18 protein-coding genes and 1 riboswitch (1 of these 19 running past the window's edge) are annotated in these 20,292 nt (G+C 59.8%); of the genes, 9 read left to right on the top strand and 9 right to left on the bottom strand.

What is annotated here, in order from left to right; all coding sequences use genetic code 11:
- A protein-coding gene (locus E5E97_RS03930) for an RNA-binding protein (protein WP_011704113.1) crosses the window boundary here: on the top strand, window positions 1–214 show its end. It extends 278 nt beyond the left edge of the window; the window shows 214 of its 492 coding nt (coding positions 279–492); the start codon falls outside the window, past its left edge; the stop codon is at window positions 212–214.
- 18 nt (window positions 215–232) lie between these two features.
- Here the strand turns inward: E5E97_RS03930 and murI are convergent, their stop codons facing one another.
- The 3 genes from murI to E5E97_RS03945 form a co-directional block, all read right to left on the bottom strand.
- On the bottom strand, window positions 233–1,027 hold the full coding sequence (gene murI / locus E5E97_RS03935) for a glutamate racemase (RefSeq protein ID WP_118880102.1): 795 nt from the start codon (window positions 1,025–1,027) through the stop codon (window positions 233–235).
- A 117-nt stretch (window positions 1,028–1,144) separates the two neighbouring features.
- A complete protein-coding gene (locus tag E5E97_RS03940) occupies window positions 1,145–2,980 on the bottom strand; it encodes a TonB-dependent receptor (RefSeq protein ID WP_171279892.1) in 1,836 nt (611 codons plus the stop codon).
- A 51-nt stretch (window positions 2,981–3,031) separates the two neighbouring features.
- A riboswitch (cobalamin riboswitch) is annotated at window positions 3,032–3,208 on the bottom strand.
- A gap of 35 nt (window positions 3,209–3,243) precedes the next feature.
- Complete coding sequence (locus E5E97_RS03945; RefSeq protein ID WP_017410538.1) at window positions 3,244–4,146, bottom strand: LysR family transcriptional regulator; 903 nt, start codon at window positions 4,144–4,146, stop codon at window positions 3,244–3,246.
- Window positions 4,147–4,257: 111 nt separating this feature from the next.
- On the opposite strand from E5E97_RS03945, the gene E5E97_RS03950 reads away from it, so the two are divergent.
- The 4 genes from E5E97_RS03950 to E5E97_RS03965 all read left to right on the top strand — a co-directional run bounded on the left by E5E97_RS03950 (window position 4,258) and on the right by E5E97_RS03965 (window position 7,184).
- Entirely contained in the window at window positions 4,258–5,184 is a 927-nt protein-coding gene (locus tag E5E97_RS03950) for a sodium-dependent bicarbonate transport family permease (protein WP_162516919.1), read from the top strand.
- 4 nt (window positions 5,185–5,188) lie between these two features.
- Window positions 5,189–5,491 (top strand): hypothetical protein, encoded by a 303-nt coding sequence (locus E5E97_RS03955; RefSeq protein ID WP_005306985.1) that lies wholly within the window; start codon window positions 5,189–5,191, stop codon window positions 5,489–5,491.
- A gap of 62 nt (window positions 5,492–5,553) precedes the next feature.
- Entirely contained in the window at window positions 5,554–6,063 is a 510-nt protein-coding gene (gene purE / locus E5E97_RS03960; RefSeq protein WP_011704108.1) for a 5-(carboxyamino)imidazole ribonucleotide mutase, read from the top strand.
- Window positions 6,060–7,184 carry a 5-(carboxyamino)imidazole ribonucleotide synthase gene (locus E5E97_RS03965; protein ID WP_171279893.1) on the top strand — a complete coding sequence of 375 codons (1,125 nt, stop codon included), beginning with the start codon at window positions 6,060–6,062 and terminating at the stop codon, window positions 7,182–7,184. The genes purE and E5E97_RS03965 overlap by 4 nt, the downstream gene beginning before the upstream one ends.
- A gap of 73 nt (window positions 7,185–7,257) precedes the next feature.
- On the opposite strand, the gene E5E97_RS03970 is transcribed toward E5E97_RS03965, so the two are convergent.
- From E5E97_RS03970 to E5E97_RS03980, 3 genes are all read right to left on the bottom strand, one after another.
- Complete coding sequence (locus E5E97_RS03970) at window positions 7,258–8,448, bottom strand: MFS transporter (protein WP_016348936.1); 1,191 nt, start codon at window positions 8,446–8,448, stop codon at window positions 7,258–7,260.
- A 109-nt stretch (window positions 8,449–8,557) separates the two neighbouring features.
- Window positions 8,558–9,289 carry a LytTR family DNA-binding domain-containing protein gene (locus E5E97_RS03975; protein WP_171281193.1) on the bottom strand — a complete coding sequence of 244 codons (732 nt, stop codon included), beginning with the start codon at window positions 9,287–9,289 and terminating at the stop codon, window positions 8,558–8,560.
- Between the two features lie 46 nt (window positions 9,290–9,335).
- Window positions 9,336–11,009: a sensor histidine kinase gene (locus E5E97_RS03980; protein ID WP_049046457.1), complete on the bottom strand. Its 1,674-nt coding sequence runs from the start codon at window positions 11,007–11,009 to the stop codon at window positions 9,336–9,338.
- Between the two features lie 172 nt (window positions 11,010–11,181).
- On the opposite strand from E5E97_RS03980, the gene E5E97_RS03985 reads away from it, so the two are divergent.
- Window positions 11,182–11,622 carry a hypothetical protein gene (locus E5E97_RS03985; protein WP_171279894.1) on the top strand — a complete coding sequence of 147 codons (441 nt, stop codon included), beginning with the start codon at window positions 11,182–11,184 and terminating at the stop codon, window positions 11,620–11,622.
- Between the two features lie 35 nt (window positions 11,623–11,657).
- On the opposite strand, the gene E5E97_RS23460 is transcribed toward E5E97_RS03985, so the two are convergent.
- The 3 genes from E5E97_RS23460 to E5E97_RS03995 are packed head-to-tail and all read right to left on the bottom strand — an operon-like array spanning window position 11,658 to window position 15,870.
- Window positions 11,658–13,202: an ATP-binding protein gene (locus E5E97_RS23460; protein ID WP_253265138.1), complete on the bottom strand. Its 1,545-nt coding sequence runs from the start codon at window positions 13,200–13,202 to the stop codon at window positions 11,658–11,660.
- Entirely contained in the window at window positions 13,199–15,244 is a 2,046-nt protein-coding gene (locus tag E5E97_RS23465; RefSeq protein ID WP_253265139.1) for a transporter substrate-binding domain-containing protein, read from the bottom strand. Before E5E97_RS23465 ends, E5E97_RS23460 begins: the two co-directional genes overlap by 4 nt.
- Before the next feature lie 2 nt (window positions 15,245–15,246).
- Complete coding sequence (locus E5E97_RS03995) at window positions 15,247–15,870, bottom strand: response regulator transcription factor (protein WP_171279895.1); 624 nt, start codon at window positions 15,868–15,870, stop codon at window positions 15,247–15,249.
- 600 nt (window positions 15,871–16,470) lie between these two features.
- Here E5E97_RS03995 and E5E97_RS04000 point away from each other — a divergent pair.
- The 3 genes from E5E97_RS04000 (at window position 16,471) to E5E97_RS04010 (ending at window position 20,290) form a co-directional block, all read left to right on the top strand.
- On the top strand, window positions 16,471–17,043 hold the full coding sequence (locus tag E5E97_RS04000; RefSeq protein WP_171279896.1) for a common pilus major fimbrillin subunit EcpA: 573 nt from the start codon (window positions 16,471–16,473) through the stop codon (window positions 17,041–17,043).
- 59 nt (window positions 17,044–17,102) lie between these two features.
- Window positions 17,103–17,765, top strand: a complete 663-nt coding sequence (locus E5E97_RS04005; RefSeq protein ID WP_171279897.1) for a hypothetical protein — start codon at window positions 17,103–17,105, stop codon at window positions 17,763–17,765.
- 80 nt (window positions 17,766–17,845) lie between these two features.
- On the top strand, window positions 17,846–20,290 hold the full coding sequence (locus E5E97_RS04010; RefSeq protein WP_253265140.1) for a fimbrial biogenesis outer membrane usher protein: 2,445 nt from the start codon (window positions 17,846–17,848) through the stop codon (window positions 20,288–20,290).
- Window positions 20,291–20,292: the final 2 nt, after the last annotated feature.

Here is a 20,292-nt window from a genome sequence, read left to right on the forward strand (position 1 = left end):
CGAGCAGGGCCAGGTGATCTCGGTTCGCCTGATGAAGGACAAGGCCACCGGCAAGCGAAGAGGATTCGGTTTCGTGGAGATGCCCGCTGCCGATGCCGCCAAGGCGATCGCCGCACTCAACGACAAGGAGTATCAACAGCGTACCCTTAAAGTACGTGAAGCCAATGACAAGCGGGACAAAGATGAGCGAGAAGGCAGTGAAGTGGATGCCTGACCACTAGCAGGCAATCCGTTAGAACCTGACCTCTTCGAGTGATGACAGCCCCCAAGCTTGCAAGGGGGCTGTCAGTTTCCGGGTCTGGGCATCCAGCCGGGTGCAATAGGCCTTACCCCGGACATCTTCCAGCCGTGTCGGTGTCGTTACCAAACCGGCCAGCAGGTGAGCCACCCGCTTGGCGACCGCACTGCCGGAATCCACCAGCTGGCACGCAGGCATCAACTGCCGTATTTCTTCGTCCAGCAAGGGGAAATGGGTACAGCCCAGCACCAGGGTATCCGGATGCTCTTCCCCTTCCAGCCAGTCTGCCAGTACTTCCCGCAACAGCGCCATATTGACCGGCAGACCCGCCAGCTTGTGCTCGGCCTCGACAACCAGCTCGGTCGCTCCCTTGAGCAGCACCCGCTTGCCCGGCGCAAACTGGGCGATGAGCTCGTGGGTATATTCACGGCTGACGGTCCCCGGGGTTGCCAGCAAGCCGATGCAACCACTACGGGTAAGCGCGGCTGCGGGCTTGATGGCGGGTACCACGCCGACGACCGGTACTGTCATGGCAGCACGCAGGGACGGCAGAGCGATGGTGCTGGCCGTGTTGCAGGCAATCACCACCAGATCGATGGCATGCTCGACCACCATGTGGCTGACCAACCTGGTGCAGACTTCGGTGAGGGCGGCCTCGCTCAGCTCACCATAGGGGAAGTTGGCATTATCAAAACAATAGAAGTAGTTGTGTGCCGGCAATGCGCGGCGGATCTCGCGGTAGATGGTCAGGCCACCCATACCGGAGTCGAACACGAGAATATTGGCCACTTGAGCTCCCCTTTGGTGCAAGTCGGCGATCATACTCCCGCCGACCGCCAATAGAAAAGGCCCCACCAATGGCGGGGCCTCGCTTTTTATCTTCTCTTATATAGGCAGCGTTGCCGCTCAGAGACGGTAGTCCGCCGTCAGTTTGAACTCGGTACCTGCCGACGCATAGCCATAGGCCGGGGCGTAATCACGATCTAACAGGTTGTCGATGCGGCCACCCAGTGTGAACTGAGGCGTCACCCCATAGCTCGCCCCCAGGTTGATCAGGGTGTAGGAACCCAGCTCAACCCGCTCCGCCGGGAAGCTGCTGAAGTTCTTGTCATCCCGTTTGCCGACATAAAGCAGTTCGGTGGAGAGATCGACCGGGCCCAGTTGTACCTGAGTCAGCCAGCTGGCCTTCTGCTTGGCACGACGCAGCAGTTGCTGATCCCCATCGTTCTTGTCTTCGGCCCGGGTGTAGTCAAAGCTCAGGTCGTGCCGCAGTGGTCCGGTTTCCAGACCGAGCGCCACTTCCACACCGCGGATCTCGGCGTCGGTGTTGTCCGGTCGGCAGGTTGAGGACGCGCTTTGGCAGGCAATCAGATTCTGGATCTGGTTGCGGTAGAGGTTCAGCGACCAATCCCAACCGGTGTAGCGACCGTTGAAGCCCAGCTCCAGATTCTTGCTCTCTTCCGGTTTCAGCGCGGGGTTCTCATAACCCGGATAGTAGAGATCGAGGAAGGTCGGTGCCTTGAAGGCAGTGCCATAGCTCAGACGCACATTATGGTTGTCATCGAGATCCAGCCCGCTGGCAGCAGACCAGGTGTTGTGGCGGCCATATTGCTTGTTGTCATCGGTACGACCAGAGAGCTCCCACAGCAGGGCCTGCCAGCGGTAGCTGCCCACCACGAACAGACCCGTGTTGTCGCGATCCGGGGCATTGAATGCCTGACCATAGCTGCGTGTATCGGATTTCAGCTGCTCCTGCTGCCAGTCGGCACCACCGGTCAGGTTGAGCCCCTCGACACCACTCCAGCTGTTGATCCAAGAGAAGCGGGTCAACCCGGTGTGGATGGGCTCCGCACTGGACTCCCCTTTGCTCTCCAGCCAGCTCTTCAGCTTGTTCTCGCCATAACTGGCCTCCAGCCGGCTGCTCAGCGCACCGCTCTGATACTTGAGGCCGCCATCGTACTGGAACGCCTGCACCCGGCTCTGATCGGCCGACTGATACGCATCATCCATCTCGGTCTGGTTGTCATAGCCCTGGGCGTTGAAGTCGGCACTCCATGCGTCGTTGAAAGCATGATTCAGTCCGAACTGGCCGTTCAGGCTGTCAAAGCCATCCCGATCCGGCTGCTGGGCATTCGCTATCACGTCGAACCCATCGGTGCGCTCGTAGCCGATCATCATATTCATGTCGGTCTGCTGGCCCAGAGCCTGCACGGTACGCAGTTGACCCTGACCGTAGCCATTGCTGCCCACACCGCCCTTCAGGTGGGTCTCGCTGCCATTCTTGGCGGATGTCTTGGTGATGAGGTTGATGACGCCTCCGATGGCGTCCGAGCCATACACGGCCGCCCGCGGGCCACGGATGTACTCGATGCGCTCGATATTGCCGAGCGGGATCTGGCTGAGATCGGGCGTGCCGGCCACCATGGCCGCGATGGGGCGCCCATTCATCAGCACCAGTGAATGGTTGGAGTTGGTACCACGGATGAACAGGCTGCTCATGTGGCCTCGACCACCCAGGGTGGTGATCTGCACGCCGGGCAGCGTCTTCAGCAACGCTGGCAGGCTCTGCACCTGACGGGACTCGATCTCGGCGCGATCGATCACCACAACGGGAGCCAGTACCGAGCTGATGGGTTGCTCCACCCGATTGGCGGTGATCACCAGGGTAGGATTGACGGGGATGGTGGTCTGGGCAAAGGCCGCCGTTGGCAACAGGGCAGCCGCCAATAATTTCTTGGACATGAGAGATCCTTAAGTTCGCGTAAGCATCTACTTCGTGGCCGGTTTCTCTCGGCCCGAAATACGAACTTTGGCAGGTCTTCGGGCTGGGGGGCTGATGGCCTACGGCGACGGCTTCCCACCTGTGGCAGTGCCCTGTGTCGCTTCGTTCCCCCTTACCGCTGCGCGCCAGCTCCGGATTTTCACCGGATTCCCTATTAAGCATGATGCGCCAAAGCGCAGGGATTATAGGCAGAGCAGAGGTGGATGTATAGCCATCCAGATTTCTATTTCTTGCCACCCAGCGCAGCCAGCCGCTGCTTCGCACCCTCCATCACCGCCTGCACACCGGGATGGGAGAGGTGACGACCGGCCGACACCAGATAGTAGGAGAGCGTCACCTCGGTCAGGGTGGCAATCCGTTCGACACCATAGAGCCGCGCGATCTCGTCGGCCATGGCCAGCGGCGCCGGAAAGATCCCCATCCCCGCCTTGCCGAACGACTTCATCAGGGTCGAATCATCGAACTGGCCGACCAGATGGGGATGGATGCCCTGCTGCCGATACCAGGCCAGCAGGCTGTCATGGGTCGCCGACTTCTCCCCCGGGATCAGCAGTGGCAGCCCTTCAAGGGAAGCAGGAAAACCCTGCCGTGCCCGAGCAGCCAGCTCAGGGCTGGCAAACAGCGCCAAGGGGCTGCGTCCCAGCTCGTGGTTGTAGCCGCGCACCCCGCTGTCGGGGGGGAGCGGGCGATCGATCAGCACCATGTCCAGCTTGTGGCTGGCCAGCTCGCTGAACAGCTGTTCCGCCCGCTCTTCATGGCACACCAGCCGCAGCGGGGTGGCCAGCGCCATGGCGGGCGCCAGCAGCTCGAACGCCAGGGTGCGGGGGACTGAGTCGGCGATCCCCACCTGCATGGTCAGCTCCTGGCTGGCATGGCGCAGGGTATGCTCGAGATCGGCGCCGAGCGAGAAGATGGCGCCAGCCTGTTCGAGCGCCTGGCGACCGGCGGCGGTCAGGGCAAGCCGCCGCCCCACCCGGTTGAACAATGCCACCCCGAGCGAGAGCTCCAGCTCGGCCACCTGACCGCTGACGGTCTGCGGCGTGAGGTGCAACTGTTCGGCGGCCCGCGTCACACTCCCGCTGCGCGCCACGTGCCAGAAGTAATAGAGCTGTTTGTAGTTGAGCATCGGGCCCCTTATCAGTTTCTACCGAACAATCATCAATCAAAATCTGATTTTATCGAAACATCTTGCACTCTAGCATGCAACCACCCTGTGAATTGCCTCCTGCGAACTCCCATGCTGGATGTTGTTGTACTCTTTTTCCTGTTTGGCCTGCTGGCCGGTCTGGTGCGCTCCGAGCTCAAGCTGCCGCCTGCCCTCTACGATACCCTCTCCCTCTTTCTGTTGCTGGCCATCGGCCTCAAGGGCGGCGTCGGTCTGGCGCAGCAATCACTGCAACCGTTATTACCGCAACTGGCACTGGTGATCCTGCTCGGCATGTTGCAGACCCTGGCCGGGTTTGCCGTGCTGCGCCTCAAGATGAACCGGGTCGATGCCGCCGCCACCGCTGCCCACTACGGCTCGGTCAGCGTGGCGACCTTTGCGGTCGGCGTGAATTGGCTCACCGAGCGCGGCATCAGCTTCGAATCTCAGCTCTCCATCTTCCTGGCGGTGATGGAGATCCCCGCCATCCTGGTCGGCATCGTGCTGGCCCAGGGAGTGAGCCGGCAGACCCGCTGGCGCCGGCTGGCCCATGAAACCTTCCTCGGCAAGGGGGTCACCCTGCTGCTGGGCGGCATGGCCATCGGCTACCTGGCCGGTCCCGACGGGATCGCCCCGCTCAAACCCCTGTTCGTCGACCTGTTCAAGGGGGCGCTGGCGCTGTTCCTGCTGGAGATGGGCCTCATCGTCGCCCGCCAGTGCCAGGACCTGCGCCGCCACGGCCTGTTCCTGCTCGGCTTCGCCCTGCTGATGCCACTCGCCTCGGCTGGCCTGGGCCTGATGATCGGCCAGCTGATGGGGCTCTCCCTCGGTGGCCTGACCCTGCTGGCCACCCTGGCGGCCAGCGCCTCCTATATCGCCGTGCCGGCCACCATGCGCATCGCCGTGCCCCAGGCCAATCCGGGCCTGTCGCTCAGCGCCGTACTGGGGGTCACCTTCCCGTTCAACATCATGCTGGGGATCCCGCTCTACTACAGCTGGGCCCGCCACTTCACGGAGTAGCCACATGCAGACCGAGATCCGCACCCTGCTCACCGTCATCACGGAAGCGAACCTGGAACCCACCCTGCTGCGCACCCTCACCCGCGAGGGGCTGCGCGGCTACACCATCACCGATGCCAGAGGGCGCGGCGACCACGGTGAGCGCAACGCCAGCTGGAGCGAGAGCGGCAACATCCGGCTGGAGGCGATCTGCAGCCGCGAACAGGCGGAACGCCTGCTCGCCCACCTGCAGAGTCGCTACTACCCCGACTATGCCATGGTCGCCTTTTTGCAACCGGTCGAAATCGTGCGACCCGAAAAATTCTGAGCCGGCTTGCCGGCTCTTTTTGCCAACCAGAGACAAACGTTTTACTGCAAGGAGTCATAGCCATGAATACCCCTCCCCTGATCGGCCTGGTAATGGGATCCGACTCCGACTGGCCCGTGATGCAGGCCGCCGCCCGCATCCTCAAGGAGCATGGCGTCCCCTATGAGGCGCGCGTGGTTTCGGCCCACCGCACCCCGGATCTGCTGTTCGAATATGCCGCCAGCGCCCGTGAACGTGGCCTGCGCGCCATCATCGCCGGGGCTGGCGGCGCCGCCCATCTGCCGGGCATGGTGGCCGCCAAGACCACCATTCCGGTGCTGGGTGTGCCCATTCCGACCCGCCAGCTCAAGGGGATGGACTCCCTGCTCTCCATCGTGCAGATGCCCAAGGGGGTGCCGGTCGCCACCTTCGCCATCGGCGAGGCGGGCGCCGCCAACGCCGGCCTGTTCGCGGTCTCCCTGCTCTCCGTCGCGCAAGACGGCGATGCCCCCCGCTACCAGCAGCAGCTCGACGGCTTTCGCGCCAATGAGCGCGACCGGGTGCTGGCCCTCACCCTGGAGGACCCGGCATGATACTGCCACCCGCCACCCTCGGCATGCTGGGAGGCGGCCAGCTCGGCCGCTACTTCGTGATGGCCGCCCACCGCCTCGGCTACAAGGTGGTGGTGCTGGACCCCGATCCCGCCAGCATCGCCGGTGCGGCAGCCGATCACCATATTGTTGCCGCCTATGACGACCCGACCGCCCTGCACGATCTGGCCAGCCGCTGCGCCGCCGTCACCTGCGAGTTCGAGAACGTGCCGGCCACCGCCCTGGCCCTGCTGGAGCAGTACCAGCCGGTACGCCCGGCCGCCGGCGCCGTGCGCATCTGTCAGGATCGCCGCGAAGAAAAGGCCTTCTTGAGCAGAGCCGGCATCCCGGTCGCCCCCAACCAGACCCTGCAGCCGGGCGAGCCGCTGCCGGCGCTGCCCGCCGCCCTCTTCCCCGCCATCCTCAAGACCGCCCGCGAGGGGTACGACGGCAAAGGCCAGTGGACCATTCAGGCCGCCGACCAGCTGCCGGCCGCGCTGGCCGCCAGCGGCGTACCCTGCGTGCTGGAACAGCGGCTGGCGCTGGAGGGTGAGTTTTCCCTGACCCTGGCCCGCAGCCCGAGCGGTGCCATCGGTGCCCTGCCGCTGGTGCAGAACTGGCACAGCGGCGGCATTCTGGATCAGACCCGCTCCCCGGCCAAGGTGCCGGCGCTGGAGGCCGACGCCAGACGCATCGCCGAGCAGCTGATCGCCGCCCTCGACTACGTCGGCGTGCTGACGGTGGAGTTCTTCCTGGTGGCAGGGAAACTGCTGGTCAACGAGCTGGCGCCCCGCCCCCACAACTCGGGCCACCCCAGCCTCAACAACGCCGAGTGCAGCCAGTTCGAGCTGCAGGTACGCGCCCTGTGCGATCTGCCGCTGCCCGCCCGGATTGCCGTGCGCCCCGCCATGCTGCTCAACCTGCTGGGGGATCTCTGGCAGGCCGGCACACCAGACTGGGCAGCTCTGCTGGCACTGCCCGACGTGCATCTGCACCTGTACGGCAAGGGGGAACCCCGCCCCGGCCGCAAGATGGGCCATGTCACCATCACCGCCGCCGACTGGCCGACGGTGGAAGAGACCTGCCAGCGGGTGCGCCAGCTGTTGGGGCTGCCGCCACGCTGAGTAATGAGCCGCGCATAAAAAAGACCCGGGCCAGGCCCGGGTCTTTTCATTGCTTGCTGCGACAGGCGGGTGATCAGGCCCGCTCCACCGATACCGGCGCCGGCAGGCGGATGGTGAGGGAGAGCACCAGCGCCACCACCAGCAACACCAGGATCAGGTTGAAGGTCGCCATGAAGCCGCCGAACAGGGAGGCCACGATGGAGCCGATGATGCTGCCCAGACCAAAGCCCAGATAGATGACGCCGTAGTTCTTGGTCAGGTTGTTGAGACCGAAGAAGTCGCTCACCAACGAGGGGTAGACGGTGATGGTGCCACCGAAACTGAACGCTACACAGGCCACCGCCACGAAGAACAGGTTGGCGTTGAGCGGCACGAACAGCAGCAGCGCCATGCCGGCCAGGGTAATCAGCTGGGCGATGGTAATGACCCGGATGCGGGACATCTTGTCGGAGAGGATGCCCAGCACCAGCCGGCCACCCAGGTTGGCCATGGCGATGATGGCGACGGCGTTAGCGGCGACCACGGCCGGCAGGCCCACCATGTTCTCGCCGATGTCCTTGGCCACGCCGATGACGTAGAGACCGCTCATGCAGGCGGTGAGGAACATCAGCGCCAGCATCCAGTACTGCGGCTTGCGCATCGCCTCGGCCAGAGTGAAGTCGCGGCTCTCGCTCTGCTGCACGGCGGCCGCCTGCTTGGGTGCATCCTTCATCAGCATACCGCCCACCAGCACCATGGACATGGCGATCAGCCCCCACAGCTGGAAGGTGGTCTCAAGGCCGTTGCTGGAGAGCAGCAGCAGGTTGATGTACTTGAAACCCAGGCTGCCGAGGCCGTAGGCGCCGATGGAACAGGCGGAGATCAGCCCCTTGCGCTCCGGGAACCACTTCACGCAGTTGGAGAGGGTCATCAGGTAGCCGGTACCGTCGGCAAAACCGACCAGGATGCCGGCGCAGAGGTAGAGCATCGCCAGGTTGCTGGCGTGGGCGGTGAGGAAGAAGCCGATGCCGAGCAGCACGCCGGCACCCAGGGTGACGTTGCGCACCCCGAACCGCTCCTGCAGCTTGCCCGCCAGGGAGGAAGCTACCGCCAGGGAGAGGCTGAGCAGGCCGAAGGCGAAGGCGACCTGACTCACCGGCTCGTCCAGCTTGTCGGAGAGCTGGGCGTTGAACAGGCTCCAGGTGTAAACGGATCCCAGCGCGAACTGGGTGATGATGGTCCCCAACAGGGTGAGGTAGCGGGTGCGATTCATCTCTTTGGTCATGATGCGTCTCGGTCAATGGCCTTAAGGAAACTGGGGCCACTATAGGCAAGACGCCACTCCCGCCGACCGATTAAGGCATGAAATGCAGATCGGCGGGAATGAATGACAATCAGAGCCGCATCAGCTGACGGAACGCCTTGATGTTGCTGCGGCTGACCGGCACCTCGAACGGCAGGTCATGGAGCCGGATGAGATAGGTGCTGTTGAACCAGGGCACTATCTCGCGGATCTTGTTGATGTTGACGCAGTAGGAGCGATGGCAGCGGAAGAAGCCCTCGGCCGGCAACCTACTGACGAACTCGCTGAGGGTCATGGTCATCACGTAGCGATCATCGCGGGTGTAGACATAGGTGAGCTTCTCGTCGGCTTCCGCGTAGTAGATCTGCTCGCAGGGGGTGACGATGATGCGCTCCCCCTTCACCAGATTGATGGTGCGATTGTGCGGCGTGCCCGGCTCGCTCCCCTGCCCCGTCTGCGACTTGCCCGCCTGCTCCAGCTTTTGCAGCAGACTGATGAGGCGCGGTTCGTTGTAGGGTTTGAGGATGTAGTCGAACGCCTCCAGCTCGAACGCCTCCACCGCAAACTCCTTGTAGGCGGTAACGAACACGATGTGGGGCGGATGGCTCGACTTGTGCAGATTCTTGGCCAGCAGCAGGCCGTCGATGGAGGGGATCTGGATATCCAGAAACACCACGTCCACCTCGTGATCCTGCAAGTATTTGAACGCGGCCAGCCCATCCTCGAAGCTCGCCACTATCTCGATGGTGCTGTGCTGCCCCACCAGGTAGGCCAGCTCTTCGCGAGCCAGATATTCGTCTTCCACTATGATGGCCTTCAGCATGGCAACGCCTCGCGAGTCAGACACTTAACTTCCTCAATGATGGCCTTCAGCATGGCATCGACTCCTGATCCGGCAGATAGAAACTCACTTCGGTACCCGGCTCCAGCCGCTTGAGGTGCAAGCCATCGCCATAGAGCAGCTTGACCCGTTGATGCACGTTCATCAGGCCGATGCTGCGGCTCTCCACCCGACCGGCGGCGACCCCGTCGATCACCTCCTGACTGATGCCGTAACCCGTATCGCGCACCGCCACCCGGATGCCGCCCGCCAGCTGCTTCACCTCGATGGTGACCCGACCCGGCGCGCTGCGGGGCTGGATGCCGTGCAGAATGGCGTTTTCCACCAGCGGCTGCAACAACAGGCTCGGCACCTGGATGTGTACGTCGTCCACCTCGAATACCACCTCCAGCTTGTCACCGAAGCGGGCCTGCTCGATGGCCACGTAGTCGCGCACCTGCTGCAGCTCCTCCTGGATATCGATGAGGGTGTCCCCCTTGTTGAGGTTGTAGCGCAGGTAGTCCGCCAGATTGGCAATCAGCTGACGTGCCTGCTGGGGCCGAATGCGGATCAGCGACGAGATGGCATTGAGGGCGTTGAACAGGAAGTGCGGGTTGATCTTGCTCTGCAGCGCGGTGAACTCCGCCTTGCGGGTCATCTCCTTGAGCTGCTCGATACGCGACACCTCCATCTGGGTGGAGATGAGTTGGGAGAGGCCCACCGCCATTTCCCGCAGCGAACTGGTGATGCTGTGGGTGCGGCGGTAGTAGATCTTGAGAGTGCCGCTCACCGAGCCGTTTTCCCGCAGCGGAATAATGATGACCGAGTGGAAATCGGAGAGGTGATACTGGCGCAGATCGTTGTTGATGATGATCTGGTCCAGCAGCACCGCCCGCTGGGTCATGTCGCTGATGGCGTGGTGCTCGTCCAGCTCGTAGTAATCCTTGCCCACCCCCACATAGGCCAGCACGTCGCGGGTATCGGTGATGGCCACCGCATCGGCGCTGATCTCGCTGCGAATGATGGCGCAGACCTGGCTCAGGGAGTGGCGATCGATGTTCTGGAAGAAGGGCAGCGTCTTGTTGGCGATGTCCAGCGCCAGCTTGGCCTGCTTGGCGGCGATCAGCTCCTTCTCGTCATCCAGATCCTGCACCAGCTTGATGATGAGGCCGATGCAGAGCGCCCCGGCGATCATCGGGTAGGCGATGTGGCTGACGATCTCGACGCCCACCGCATGGGGCTCGGTCAGCAGCCAGATGAGCAGCATGGTGAGCCCTTCACACAACATCCCCGCCAGAATGCCGTACAGCCAGAGCCGCGACTTGCGACAGCGCAGGTGCAGCCAGGTGGCGAGCAGGCCGGCGATGATACTGGCGATGAGGCACGGGATCGAGGTGTGGCCATCCATGTCAATGAGATAGCGGTGCAGACCGGATATGACCCCGGCCGGAATGCCGACCCAGGGGCCAAACAGGATGCCGCCCGAGATGATGGCGATGATCCGCACGTTGATGAGGGCCCCCTCCACCGGAATGCCGGTATAGGTGCTGAACACCGCAAACAGGCAGAAGATGGCCGCCACCAGCACCAGCTCGGCCGGGGTGTGATCCCGCTTCTGGAACAGCCGCTGGAACGGCCGGGTACGGGTCAGGAAGAACAGGGTCATCAACATCAGCGCCGCCCGTTCGAACACCGCCAACAACATCATCTGATTTTCGAGCAAAGCAGGGATTCCATATCTATGACTAAAGGGAGGACAAGGCGCGGGATCATACCCCGTATCCCGTGTCAGCTCATTCCGAATAGTGGGTTCCAGATTAAGCTTTGCCGCTGACGGGTCGATAGATGAGTGACCCCCGGCAGCGGGGTAACCTCGATATCCAGGAGATAATCATATGTCTCAGAAAGGAGTTCTGGTGGCACTACTGGCTGGTTGCTACGCAATGGCGGCTCAGGCCGGCACGCAAACCTATCAGCTCAATTGGCCTGCCACCGCCAGCAAGAGCACCGGGATGGAAATCTCGCTCACCCACCCAGGCCAGCAACCGGTCAATTCCGTTTCCACATCCAGCCCGGTCCAGACCGAGGCCATCAACGTCAGCAATCCGGATTTCAACACCACCTACCAATTGCAGGCTCGCACCCTGTATGCCAGTTTGCCCGAACAGGCCGGCACCGACTTCAAGCTGGCGCTCAACGGCCAGCCACTGCCGCGACACCATGCCCTGCCCCTGACCCAGGCTACCCGCTACTTCCTCAGCTATCTGGCTCCGGCCGCCAGACCGGACCAGACTGGCGAAGCAGCCTATGAGCTGCTGGTCTACTGGCACGGTTGACCATCCATGAAGGCATGCCCGGCATGCCTTCATTTTCATTCCGGCTCGGCCTGCATTTGCACCATGGCCTGCCTGACGATCCCGTAGGCATGCTGCAACTGCCGCAATGCCATCGGCAATCCCTGCGGCGCGATCCCGCCTGATTCTATCTCACCGCACACCGCAACCAGCGTCATCGCCCCCATGATCCTGGCCCCGCCCTTCAGACGGTGTACATAGTCGAGAAAACGGGCCAGTTCACCACCCTCTGCGGCTTGCTGCAGGCCCAGCAGGTCATCGTCGCTGGCCCGCACAAACTCACTCAGCAAGGGTTGCATCAGCGCAGGCTGATTGCCGGTCAATGGTCCGAGACACTGTTTTATCTCATGCATATAGCTGGCGATTCTGAGCTGCTCTTCCCGCAGCATATGCCGGCACAGACAACGTTCAAGCTCCTCCAGGCCCACCGGTTTGAACAGGCAATCATCCATGCCGGCTGCCAGCCCCTCGCTCACCTGCTCCTGACGGGCGTCGGCCGTCAGGCCGAGGATCAGGCAGCGACGGGCTGCCATGTCCTGCTCCAGCGCCCGGCACTGCCGCGTCAATTCGAAGCCATTCATACCGGGCATGTTGAAGTCGGTGATCATCACGTCGAAAGGGAGCCTGGCAAACAGTGCCAACGCTTCGGCCCCTGACTCGGCGGCGGTGGCATCATGCCCCAGGTACGCCAGCTGCTGGCTGACCAGCAGCCGGTTGGTGGGGTGATCGTCCACAATCATGACCCGCAACCGCCGGCTGTACTCGGCCACGATGACGGCATCCACTACCGGCTCCTGCTCTGGTGCGGCTGCCAATGGCAATTTCATCTCGATGCTGACACACGTGCCGTGGCCAGGCTCACTCTCCAGCAGCAGCGAGCCTCCCATCGACTCGCACAGCGAGCGGGAGATCATCAGTCCGAGACCGGTACCGGAGCGCTGGATATGTTCGGGCTGGCTGGCCTGGCCAAAAGGCTGGAATAGTCTGGCCTGTTCCGCAGGCTCGATGCCAATGCCGGTATCTCTGACGACCAGTTGCAACGTACACCAACCATCGCTGGACCTGGACCGCAGCTCGACCTGCACCGATCCCTGTTCCGTATATTTGATGGCATTGCTGACCAAGTTGGAGAGGATCTGCTTGTAGCAAAGGCCATCTATCTGTACCCAGCGAGCGTCTTCGGCGATCAGCTCCAGTTGCAGGTGCTTCTGTCTGGCCAATGCACTGAAGACGGTGACGACAGAACCGGTCAGCACAGCAATGTCATGGGGTTCCGGCATCAGTTCAAGCCGGCCCGACTCTATCTTGGAAATATCGAGAATATCGCCAATCAGGCTAAGCAGGTCATTTGCCGAACCATGAGCGATGGTGAGCGAAGCCTTGTCCTCTTCGTGCAACCTGTCACGACGCAGAGTCAGTTCCAGCAAACCAATGATGGCGTTCATGGGTGTGCGGATCTCGTGGCTCATGGTTGCCAGAAAGGTCGACTTGGCTCGATTGGCCTCCTGAGCATCCTGGCTGGCCAGCGCCAGCTCATCCAGCAAGCGCTGGCGCTCACTCACATCGATCCAGCCGCCAATCCCCCCTGAACATTGCCATCCAGATCGTAGTAGGGCTGCACCCAATGGTAGACATCCACGGTGCCGGTTGGCATAGGCAGTCGATGATCGCCCTGATGAGTGCAGCGTACCGCACGAGCGGAGCTCAGATCCTCAAACAGAGGGGCGATAAAGGGCCAGCGCCGACAATCCTCCTCCATGCTGGCCCCCAGCAAGCGGGGCTTCTCTTCACCGAAGAAACCGGCATAACTGCTGTTGCAAAGAATGAGCCTGCCTTCCCTATCCCTGGCATAAATGGGATGGGGTGTGCCGTCCACCAGATCTTCGATGAACTTGAGCTGGGTGCTCAAAGCCATCTCGGCAGCCCGGCGCTGACGCACTTGCTTGTGTAAAGAGAGACCCCAAAGACTGATCCAGATGGTCAACAGCAGAATCAAGGCGATGAACACCCCGAACTCCTGCACCAGCTCCTGCCAGGTAATGGCCTCCTGCTGGGTACTGACTCGCCAGCGGTTGGAAAGTCCCTCCAGCTCATCCGGTGGAATGATGGTGATCACCTTGTCCAGAATGTCGCGCAAGATTTGATGATCTGGCGAAACGGCAAAGGCTGCACCGATAGGAATCGAATCAAACAACTCGCCCGTGATGAGCAAACTGTCAGGAAACTTGCTGTTGATGTAGTACTTGGCCACCCGCAGCGGCAGCACGGCCACATCACACAGCTCAGTCGCCACACAGCGCAGGGCATCCTCAATCCGGTCAAATTGCCTGGCGGTCAGCTTGCCATACCCCTCCGCGATGGCCTGCTCCGAGATGAAATCCCTGATCATGGCAACGGTGCCGGATCTCAGCAGCATCTCCGGCCGGCTCGCCTCATGTCGCACGCCAACCACATATGACAAAGGATCAAGCACAAAGGCGCGGCTGAACAGATAACGATGCCTGCGCTCCACAGACGGACTCAAAACTGCAACATCTACCAGACCCCCATCCAGCAGTTGCAGCATCTGCTTGGATGTCTTGACCGGTACGACTTCTATTTCGACCCCCAGCTTTGCCCGCAGCACCTGCAGCAAATCGGCTACCACCCCGTGCAAGGTGTCGTTGATGTCGAGAAAGCTCAGCGGTGGTACCCCGCTGTTGACAGCGATCCGGATTTTTTTCTGCTGACCCAACCAGGCCCACTGTTCACTGCTCAAGCCAACCTTGCTGGCACCGATAGAGAGGCCGCCGCCATTCCAGCGTTTGGCAATTTCCTCCCGCTTGCCTTCCAGAATTTCATCCAGGGCAATATTGATAATTTTTTTAAGCCGCTGATTTTTCTTTTCCAGCGAAAACGAAAAACCATGGGTATCTATATAAAGAGGTTTCAGTAATTGAATGCTGTCTTGATAAAACTTATTAACGATGAAGTTGCCGGAAATCATGTCTATCATGACGGCATCCACTTGACCGTATGCTACTGCAGATAATGCACTATAACGAGAGGGATATGTTTTTATTTGAACATCAGGCAGGTAGCGCATTATGTCTATGGCTGGCAGATAATACTCCGGGACGGCCACCGTTCTTATATCACGCTCCTTTACGTGCATATTTTTATATATAGCAGGATCATCCGACATATATTTATCGGTCAACAATAATTGCTGCTCTTCTTCATAGGCATTGGAGGTACTCAGCAAGTCGATCTCTTCCCTCTTGAGCGCATCTATGGCTGCCGCCCGAGAGGGATAGGTCTTTACGACGATCTCGACACGCAGCAGATGACTCAGCATACCCGCTATGTCGGCGGTAACCCCTTCGTAGGCATTGGCGCGCAGGGTGATGTCCATCGGGGGATTGTCCGGCCTGGGCACCCCAAGGATCAGTCGGCCACGATTTCTCAGCCACAGCCAATCTTCCGCATGCAACGGTAGACTCCGTTTCTCGAGATACTCGCTGTCATTGCGCGCATATATGTGCAGCAGCTGTGCCTCCAGCTCATGAGCAGAGGCACAGAGTGTGCAAAGAGCGACCAGTATGATGGTGAGGAGTTTCATCATGCTCACAGCAACTCTTGGCGCTTGGCCAGACTGATCAGGTCAACCATGTTGGTGACATTGAGCTTTTGCATCAGCCGGGTCTTGTAGGTGCTGACCGTCTTCTCACTGAGCAGCATGTTCTCGGCAATCTGCTTGTTGGTGTGTCCCTGACATATCAGCAACAGCACACTCATCTCTCTGTCGGAGAGTGCCGACAACAGATCCGTACGATCAACCTCGTGGGCATGCCTGGCTCCGGCAATAATATCTCGAGGAAAATAGAGCTGACCTTTTCCTATTTTATCAAGCGCACTTCTCAGTAAAGATAGGTCATCAAGCTTGGATATAAAGCCATCTGCACCCGCTTGTAAACAACGTACCATAATATGATGCGTAGCTTGTGCAGAAAGTATTACAACCTGGATAGAAGCATCCATATCCTTCAACTTTTTGATTACTTCTATACCGTCCAGCTTGGGTATTCCGATGTCCAGAACAACCATCTCAGGTTTATTTTTTCTAGCATATGAAATGGCATCAACACCATTATCAACCTCTGCCAAGATATGATGACCATCCTGTTTCAAGAGGATGTTTACTGCCATTCTTATCGCTGGGTGGTCGTCGACTATCAATATTTTTGCCATATACTTACCTATCCTTAACCCATTTGGTCATGCGTATACTAACTACAAAATCAGCACGTGTACCATATGGCGCTTAGATATTAATGATATGTTGCATATTTCAATGGCTTGCTAATTCCCTCAGTTGTTACCAATTTTAAGCTGACACTTTTACATATATTCATCAAATACTTACAAGCACATATATTCCTTTGAATCTCAGTTTTGATTTGGGCTATTTATACCGTTTCAATCGCACCAGTCCCTATCTATCACAATGCCAGAGGCTCTGGATAAGAGAAGCATCAATATGCTTAAAAATCAAAGTCATAAAACAAACAAACACCCATATTCACCATGGGAATATGGCCAACTTTAAGTTGCAGACCACAACCATCTTTTAAGACTTTTCCTACACAGCATTAGATCGATCCAAACAGGTCGGGCCGCTATCTTGATTGACGAAAAGATGAGCTGGTTGATGAAGCTTTATGCTTCGGCAACTGGCAAGGCCGTCTGGACAAGCAAGTCCGGCAGATGGAAAACGAACGCCCCCCGGGTGCGTGAAATCAAAAGGGTGGCAAAACGCCCCCTATCAGGAAATGTGTAGGAAATATCAAGATGAAAAAGACTCTGATTGCACTGACTGTGACTGGTCTGGGCTTGGCCGCCACCGCTCAGGCTGCCGTTGAAGCATCCGCGGTTGCCACCTGGCAGGCAACCGCCAAAAAAGACACCACCTCCGAACTGGTTGTCACTCCGCTCTCCAGCCTCTCCTTCCAGTACGCCGAGGGGATCAAGGGTTTCAATACCGTCAACGGCCTGTTCGACGTCGCTATCAAAGGGGATGCCAGCGCGACCTCCTTCACCCTGAAAGCCAAGAAGCTGAATGGCACCCTGAACCATCTGGGCGGCAACTCCACCGTCGACGTCGGCGTGTTGTGGGGCGGCGCACCGGTCAGCACCACCGCCTACACCACCCTGATCGATACGGCGGCAGGTATTAGCGGCGGCAACCTCTCCCCCATAGCCCAAGGTTTCAAGGAAGACACCCAGCGCACCACGGCACAGGGCTCCTTCAGCTTCAACATTGAGAGTGCCACTGCCAACGGTAGCACTGCCACCTTTGAAGCCCTGCCTGACGGCCTGTGGAGCGGCGAAGTCAACGTCGAGTTCGTGGCCAACTGGGCCTGATTGCCTCAACGCATATCACTCGGGGCCCTGCGGGGCCCTTTGTATTCACAGGAGATTACATGAACCTGAAGATGCTGATGGCATGGATGCTGTTTATTCCCGGAATAAGCCAGGCGATCAACGTCGGCTCGGTGACCACCTTTATTGACGCGGGCAGTCAGGATGTCGCCAAAGAGATCGAGAACGCCAGCGATCAGGCCAGGCTGGTCACCATCACGGTGACACGCATCTCATCACCTGAAGAGGGTGGCCAGGAGATGCCGATGGAAGTGGACGGTGAACTCATGCTGTCGCCAAGCCGGCTGATGCTGCCCGCCAACGCCAAAAACAACGTGCGTTTCTTTTACAAAGGCCCACAGGATGGCAAAGAGCGTTATTACCGCATCCGCTGGCTGGATACCGCACTGTCGATGGACGACCAGCGCAACGAGCGTCGCCAGGCCGTCGCCACCACCTCGGCCCAGATAGGCACCATCCTGGTGGTCACGCCACGCCAGCAAAAGTTTGATTACCTTCTGCAAGGTGACGTCCTGATCAACAAAGGAAACGCCTCATACCGCACAGTGGCTTACGGCACATGTTTGAAGCAGAGCCGGGAGCAGTGCAAGGAAACCTATTACGACCTGCCGGGTAAACAACGTCAATTCCGCCAGGTCGATCTCCGGGATCCGAAGAGCCATGTCGGCCTCTGGCTGGGCCAGGAATTCGTCGTCATCAAATAACCCTATGTGCTGGTACTGCCTCCACCACCCGGTCGAGTGGCGGTGTTGTTTTGCCGAAATTTGAAACCATGGTGCGTGATATGTTGAAAAAAGCCTGCCTGTTGCCAGCCTCACTACTGATCGCGATGTCAGCGTCGGCCAACGCCTCAGCGCCACTCAAAATCGCCAATATCATCATTCCTGCCAGCTTTGCCAGTGCACTGGCAGAGGGCATTGCCGTACCGGTCAGGCTGCAGTATCAGGATCAGGCGCTGGCACTCGACACCATCACCGAAGAGTCCGTTGGCAACGCCACGCTGATCCTGCGGGACGGCACGCTGCATCTGCTCAACCTGGACTTCAACCAGGGCCAGAGCGATGTGGCCCTGCGCCAGGAGCTGGTGGATCTGCTGCAACAGAACCAGCTGCGTACCTTCTCCAGCGACGGTCGGCTGGTCATCAACGACAGCGCCACCCTGCAGCTGGATCTGATCGCCATGCTGCTGACCATACAGGTCACCAAGGCCGCCTTTGGCGAGAAACGCGTCAGCACGACCAAGACCAGCCTGATGCCCTCTGTTGCAGCGTTGACCAGCGTCAATCGCTACAACCTGGGCTACTCCTTTGCCAACAGCCGTCAGGCGGGCAGCTCCAGCACCAACTTCGCCCAGTTGAACAGCCTGGTGGGGTACAGTGAACACCACCTGGATCTTGATGGTTCTCTCTACAATCTGGGGGAAACGAACCAGAGCGGCTCCCTCTATCGCGCCATGTATGAGCGGGATATCGAAGATCGCCGTTTTGCGACCGGCATGGTGTCGACCTGGGATCTCCAGACCCTGGGGGGCGTATCCGCCCTGAATGCTGGCCGGATCTACGGGATCTCTTACGGCAACCAGGCCCGCTCACGCACCGTCAACGAAAGCGAGTCCACCACCCCGATCCAGGTCTTCATGCCCTCGGCGGGCGAGGTCCGGGTCTATCGGGATGGCAAGCTGATCGGCCTGCAGAATTTCTCGATCGGCAACCACCGCATCGATACCAGCCGCTTCCCCCACGGTTCCTACAACGTCACGGTCGAGATCCACATCGACGGTCGCCTGACGGAGTCCAGCAATCAGCGCGTCACCAAACTCAACAACAGCCTGGGCTTCGATCAGGAGTGGGGCTGGCAATCCTGGGGCGGTCTGATGGAGGCCAGTCAGGATGGTGCCCGCTCTCCCCTGCTGGGGCTGTCGCTGGCTCGCACCTTCGAGACCACCAACCTGACCCTGACCGGCTATGGCTTCAAGGATGCCTTGGTCAGCGAGAGCCAGGCAAACTGGCAACTGACCGACAGAATCAGCACCCAGTTGCAGGGCATGCTGGCCTCGGACACCTCCTGGCGGCTATCGTCCGGCGTGACGGCACAAGTACACGACAACATCTCGCTCTGGCTCAGTCAGGAGAAGCTCGACACGGGCAGCAAGCTGACCACGGCCCCCCTGGATCTCTATACCGCCGGCATCAGCATCAACCTGGGCGGCTGGCATGACAGGCTGGGCAGCCTCTCGTTCAACACCACGCACGACCGTGAGCAGGGGAGCGATCGCAGCTATATCGACTATTACCAGAGCCTCTATTCCGGTCGCTATGGCCAGTTGTCGCTGCGTACCAGCCTGCAGAGCAGCAGCGCAACCCTGAGCGGTTTCAACAACAAGAGCCTGACCCTGGACTACTCGATCCCGTTCGACAACCTGTTCAGTCTGGGCATGAGCAGCAACGAAGAGGGCCACACCACGGCCAACCTCAGCTATCAGCGACGGATGGAAGGCTTCATCAATACGGCAACACTCAACGGAGCCAAAGTCATCAATGGTGCAGAGCACAATGACCTGGCCCTCTCGGGGACCCTGGGTTTTGAAAACAGCATGACGGGCGGCACCCTGACCCTGGGTCGCAGTCAGGGTGGCGATGTGAACGGCAACCTGATTGCACGTGGTGCTGTCATCACCACAGGGGATGAGATCCTGGCCTCCAGCCAGAACCGATCCGGTTCCGGCTTGCTGATCGATACCGGCATTGGCAAGGAAGGCAAGATGCTCGCCAAGATCAATGGCCAGGAGTACTCGCTCGAAGGCAGCAAGACCTTTGTCGCCCTCTCCCCCTTTCAGGAGTACGAAGTGGAACTGCTCAACAGCAAGACGACCAAAGACAGCTATGACATCAATACCGGCAAGCAGCGCTATACCCTGTTTCCCGGCAACGTGGCTACGCTGGATGCAACCCGTTCGGTCAAGGAGATGGTCACCGTCTTTGGCATCATACGCGCCGAGGATGGCAGCGTGATCGCCAACGCCAGGATCGACAACCATATCGGCACCACTGTGACCAATGAGACCGGTGAGTTTTCCCTGGATGTGGACAAGGCCAATCCGGTATTGAGCTTCAAGCATGGCAACGAATTCTGTGAGGCAGAGCTTGATCTGGCCCAGCAGAGCGGCGCCGCCTGGGTAGGTGATGTGATCTGTCGCGGCCTGCCCACTTACGCCATGGTGAGAGGTTGATG

The organism is Aeromonas sp. 2692-1 (assembly GCF_013085505.1).
Taxonomy (GTDB): Bacteria; Pseudomonadota; Gammaproteobacteria; order Enterobacterales; family Aeromonadaceae; genus Aeromonas; species Aeromonas hydrophila.

Coding starts and splice junctions, on each gene's coding strand:
- E5E97_RS04010 (WP_253265140.1), top strand. CDS start 17,846: ATGTTGAAAAAAGCCTGCCTGTTGCCAGCCTCACTACTGATCGCGATG.
- E5E97_RS03995 (WP_171279895.1), bottom strand. CDS start 15,870: ATGGCAAAAATATTGATAGTCGACGACCACCCAGCGATAAGAATGGCA.
- E5E97_RS03985 (WP_171279894.1), top strand. CDS start 11,182: ATGTCTCAGAAAGGAGTTCTGGTGGCACTACTGGCTGGTTGCTACGCA.
- E5E97_RS03965 (WP_171279893.1), top strand. CDS start 6,060: ATGATACTGCCACCCGCCACCCTCGGCATGCTGGGAGGCGGCCAGCTC.
- E5E97_RS03975 (WP_171281193.1), bottom strand. CDS start 9,289: ATGCTGAAGGCCATCATAGTGGAAGACGAATATCTGGCTCGCGAAGAG.
- E5E97_RS03945 (WP_017410538.1), bottom strand. CDS start 4,146: ATGCTCAACTACAAACAGCTCTATTACTTCTGGCACGTGGCGCGCAGC.
- E5E97_RS03970 (WP_016348936.1), bottom strand. CDS start 8,448: ATGACCAAAGAGATGAATCGCACCCGCTACCTCACCCTGTTGGGGACC.
- E5E97_RS04005 (WP_171279897.1), top strand. CDS start 17,103: ATGAACCTGAAGATGCTGATGGCATGGATGCTGTTTATTCCCGGAATA.
- E5E97_RS03950 (WP_162516919.1), top strand. CDS start 4,258: ATGCTGGATGTTGTTGTACTCTTTTTCCTGTTTGGCCTGCTGGCCGGT.
- E5E97_RS03940 (WP_171279892.1), bottom strand. CDS start 2,980: ATGTCCAAGAAATTATTGGCGGCTGCCCTGTTGCCAACGGCGGCCTTT.
- E5E97_RS23465 (WP_253265139.1), bottom strand. CDS start 15,244: ATGATGAAACTCCTCACCATCATACTGGTCGCTCTTTGCACACTCTGT.
- purE (WP_011704108.1), top strand. CDS start 5,554: ATGAATACCCCTCCCCTGATCGGCCTGGTAATGGGATCCGACTCCGAC.
- E5E97_RS03955 (WP_005306985.1), top strand. CDS start 5,189: ATGCAGACCGAGATCCGCACCCTGCTCACCGTCATCACGGAAGCGAAC.
- E5E97_RS04000 (WP_171279896.1), top strand. CDS start 16,471: ATGAAAAAGACTCTGATTGCACTGACTGTGACTGGTCTGGGCTTGGCC.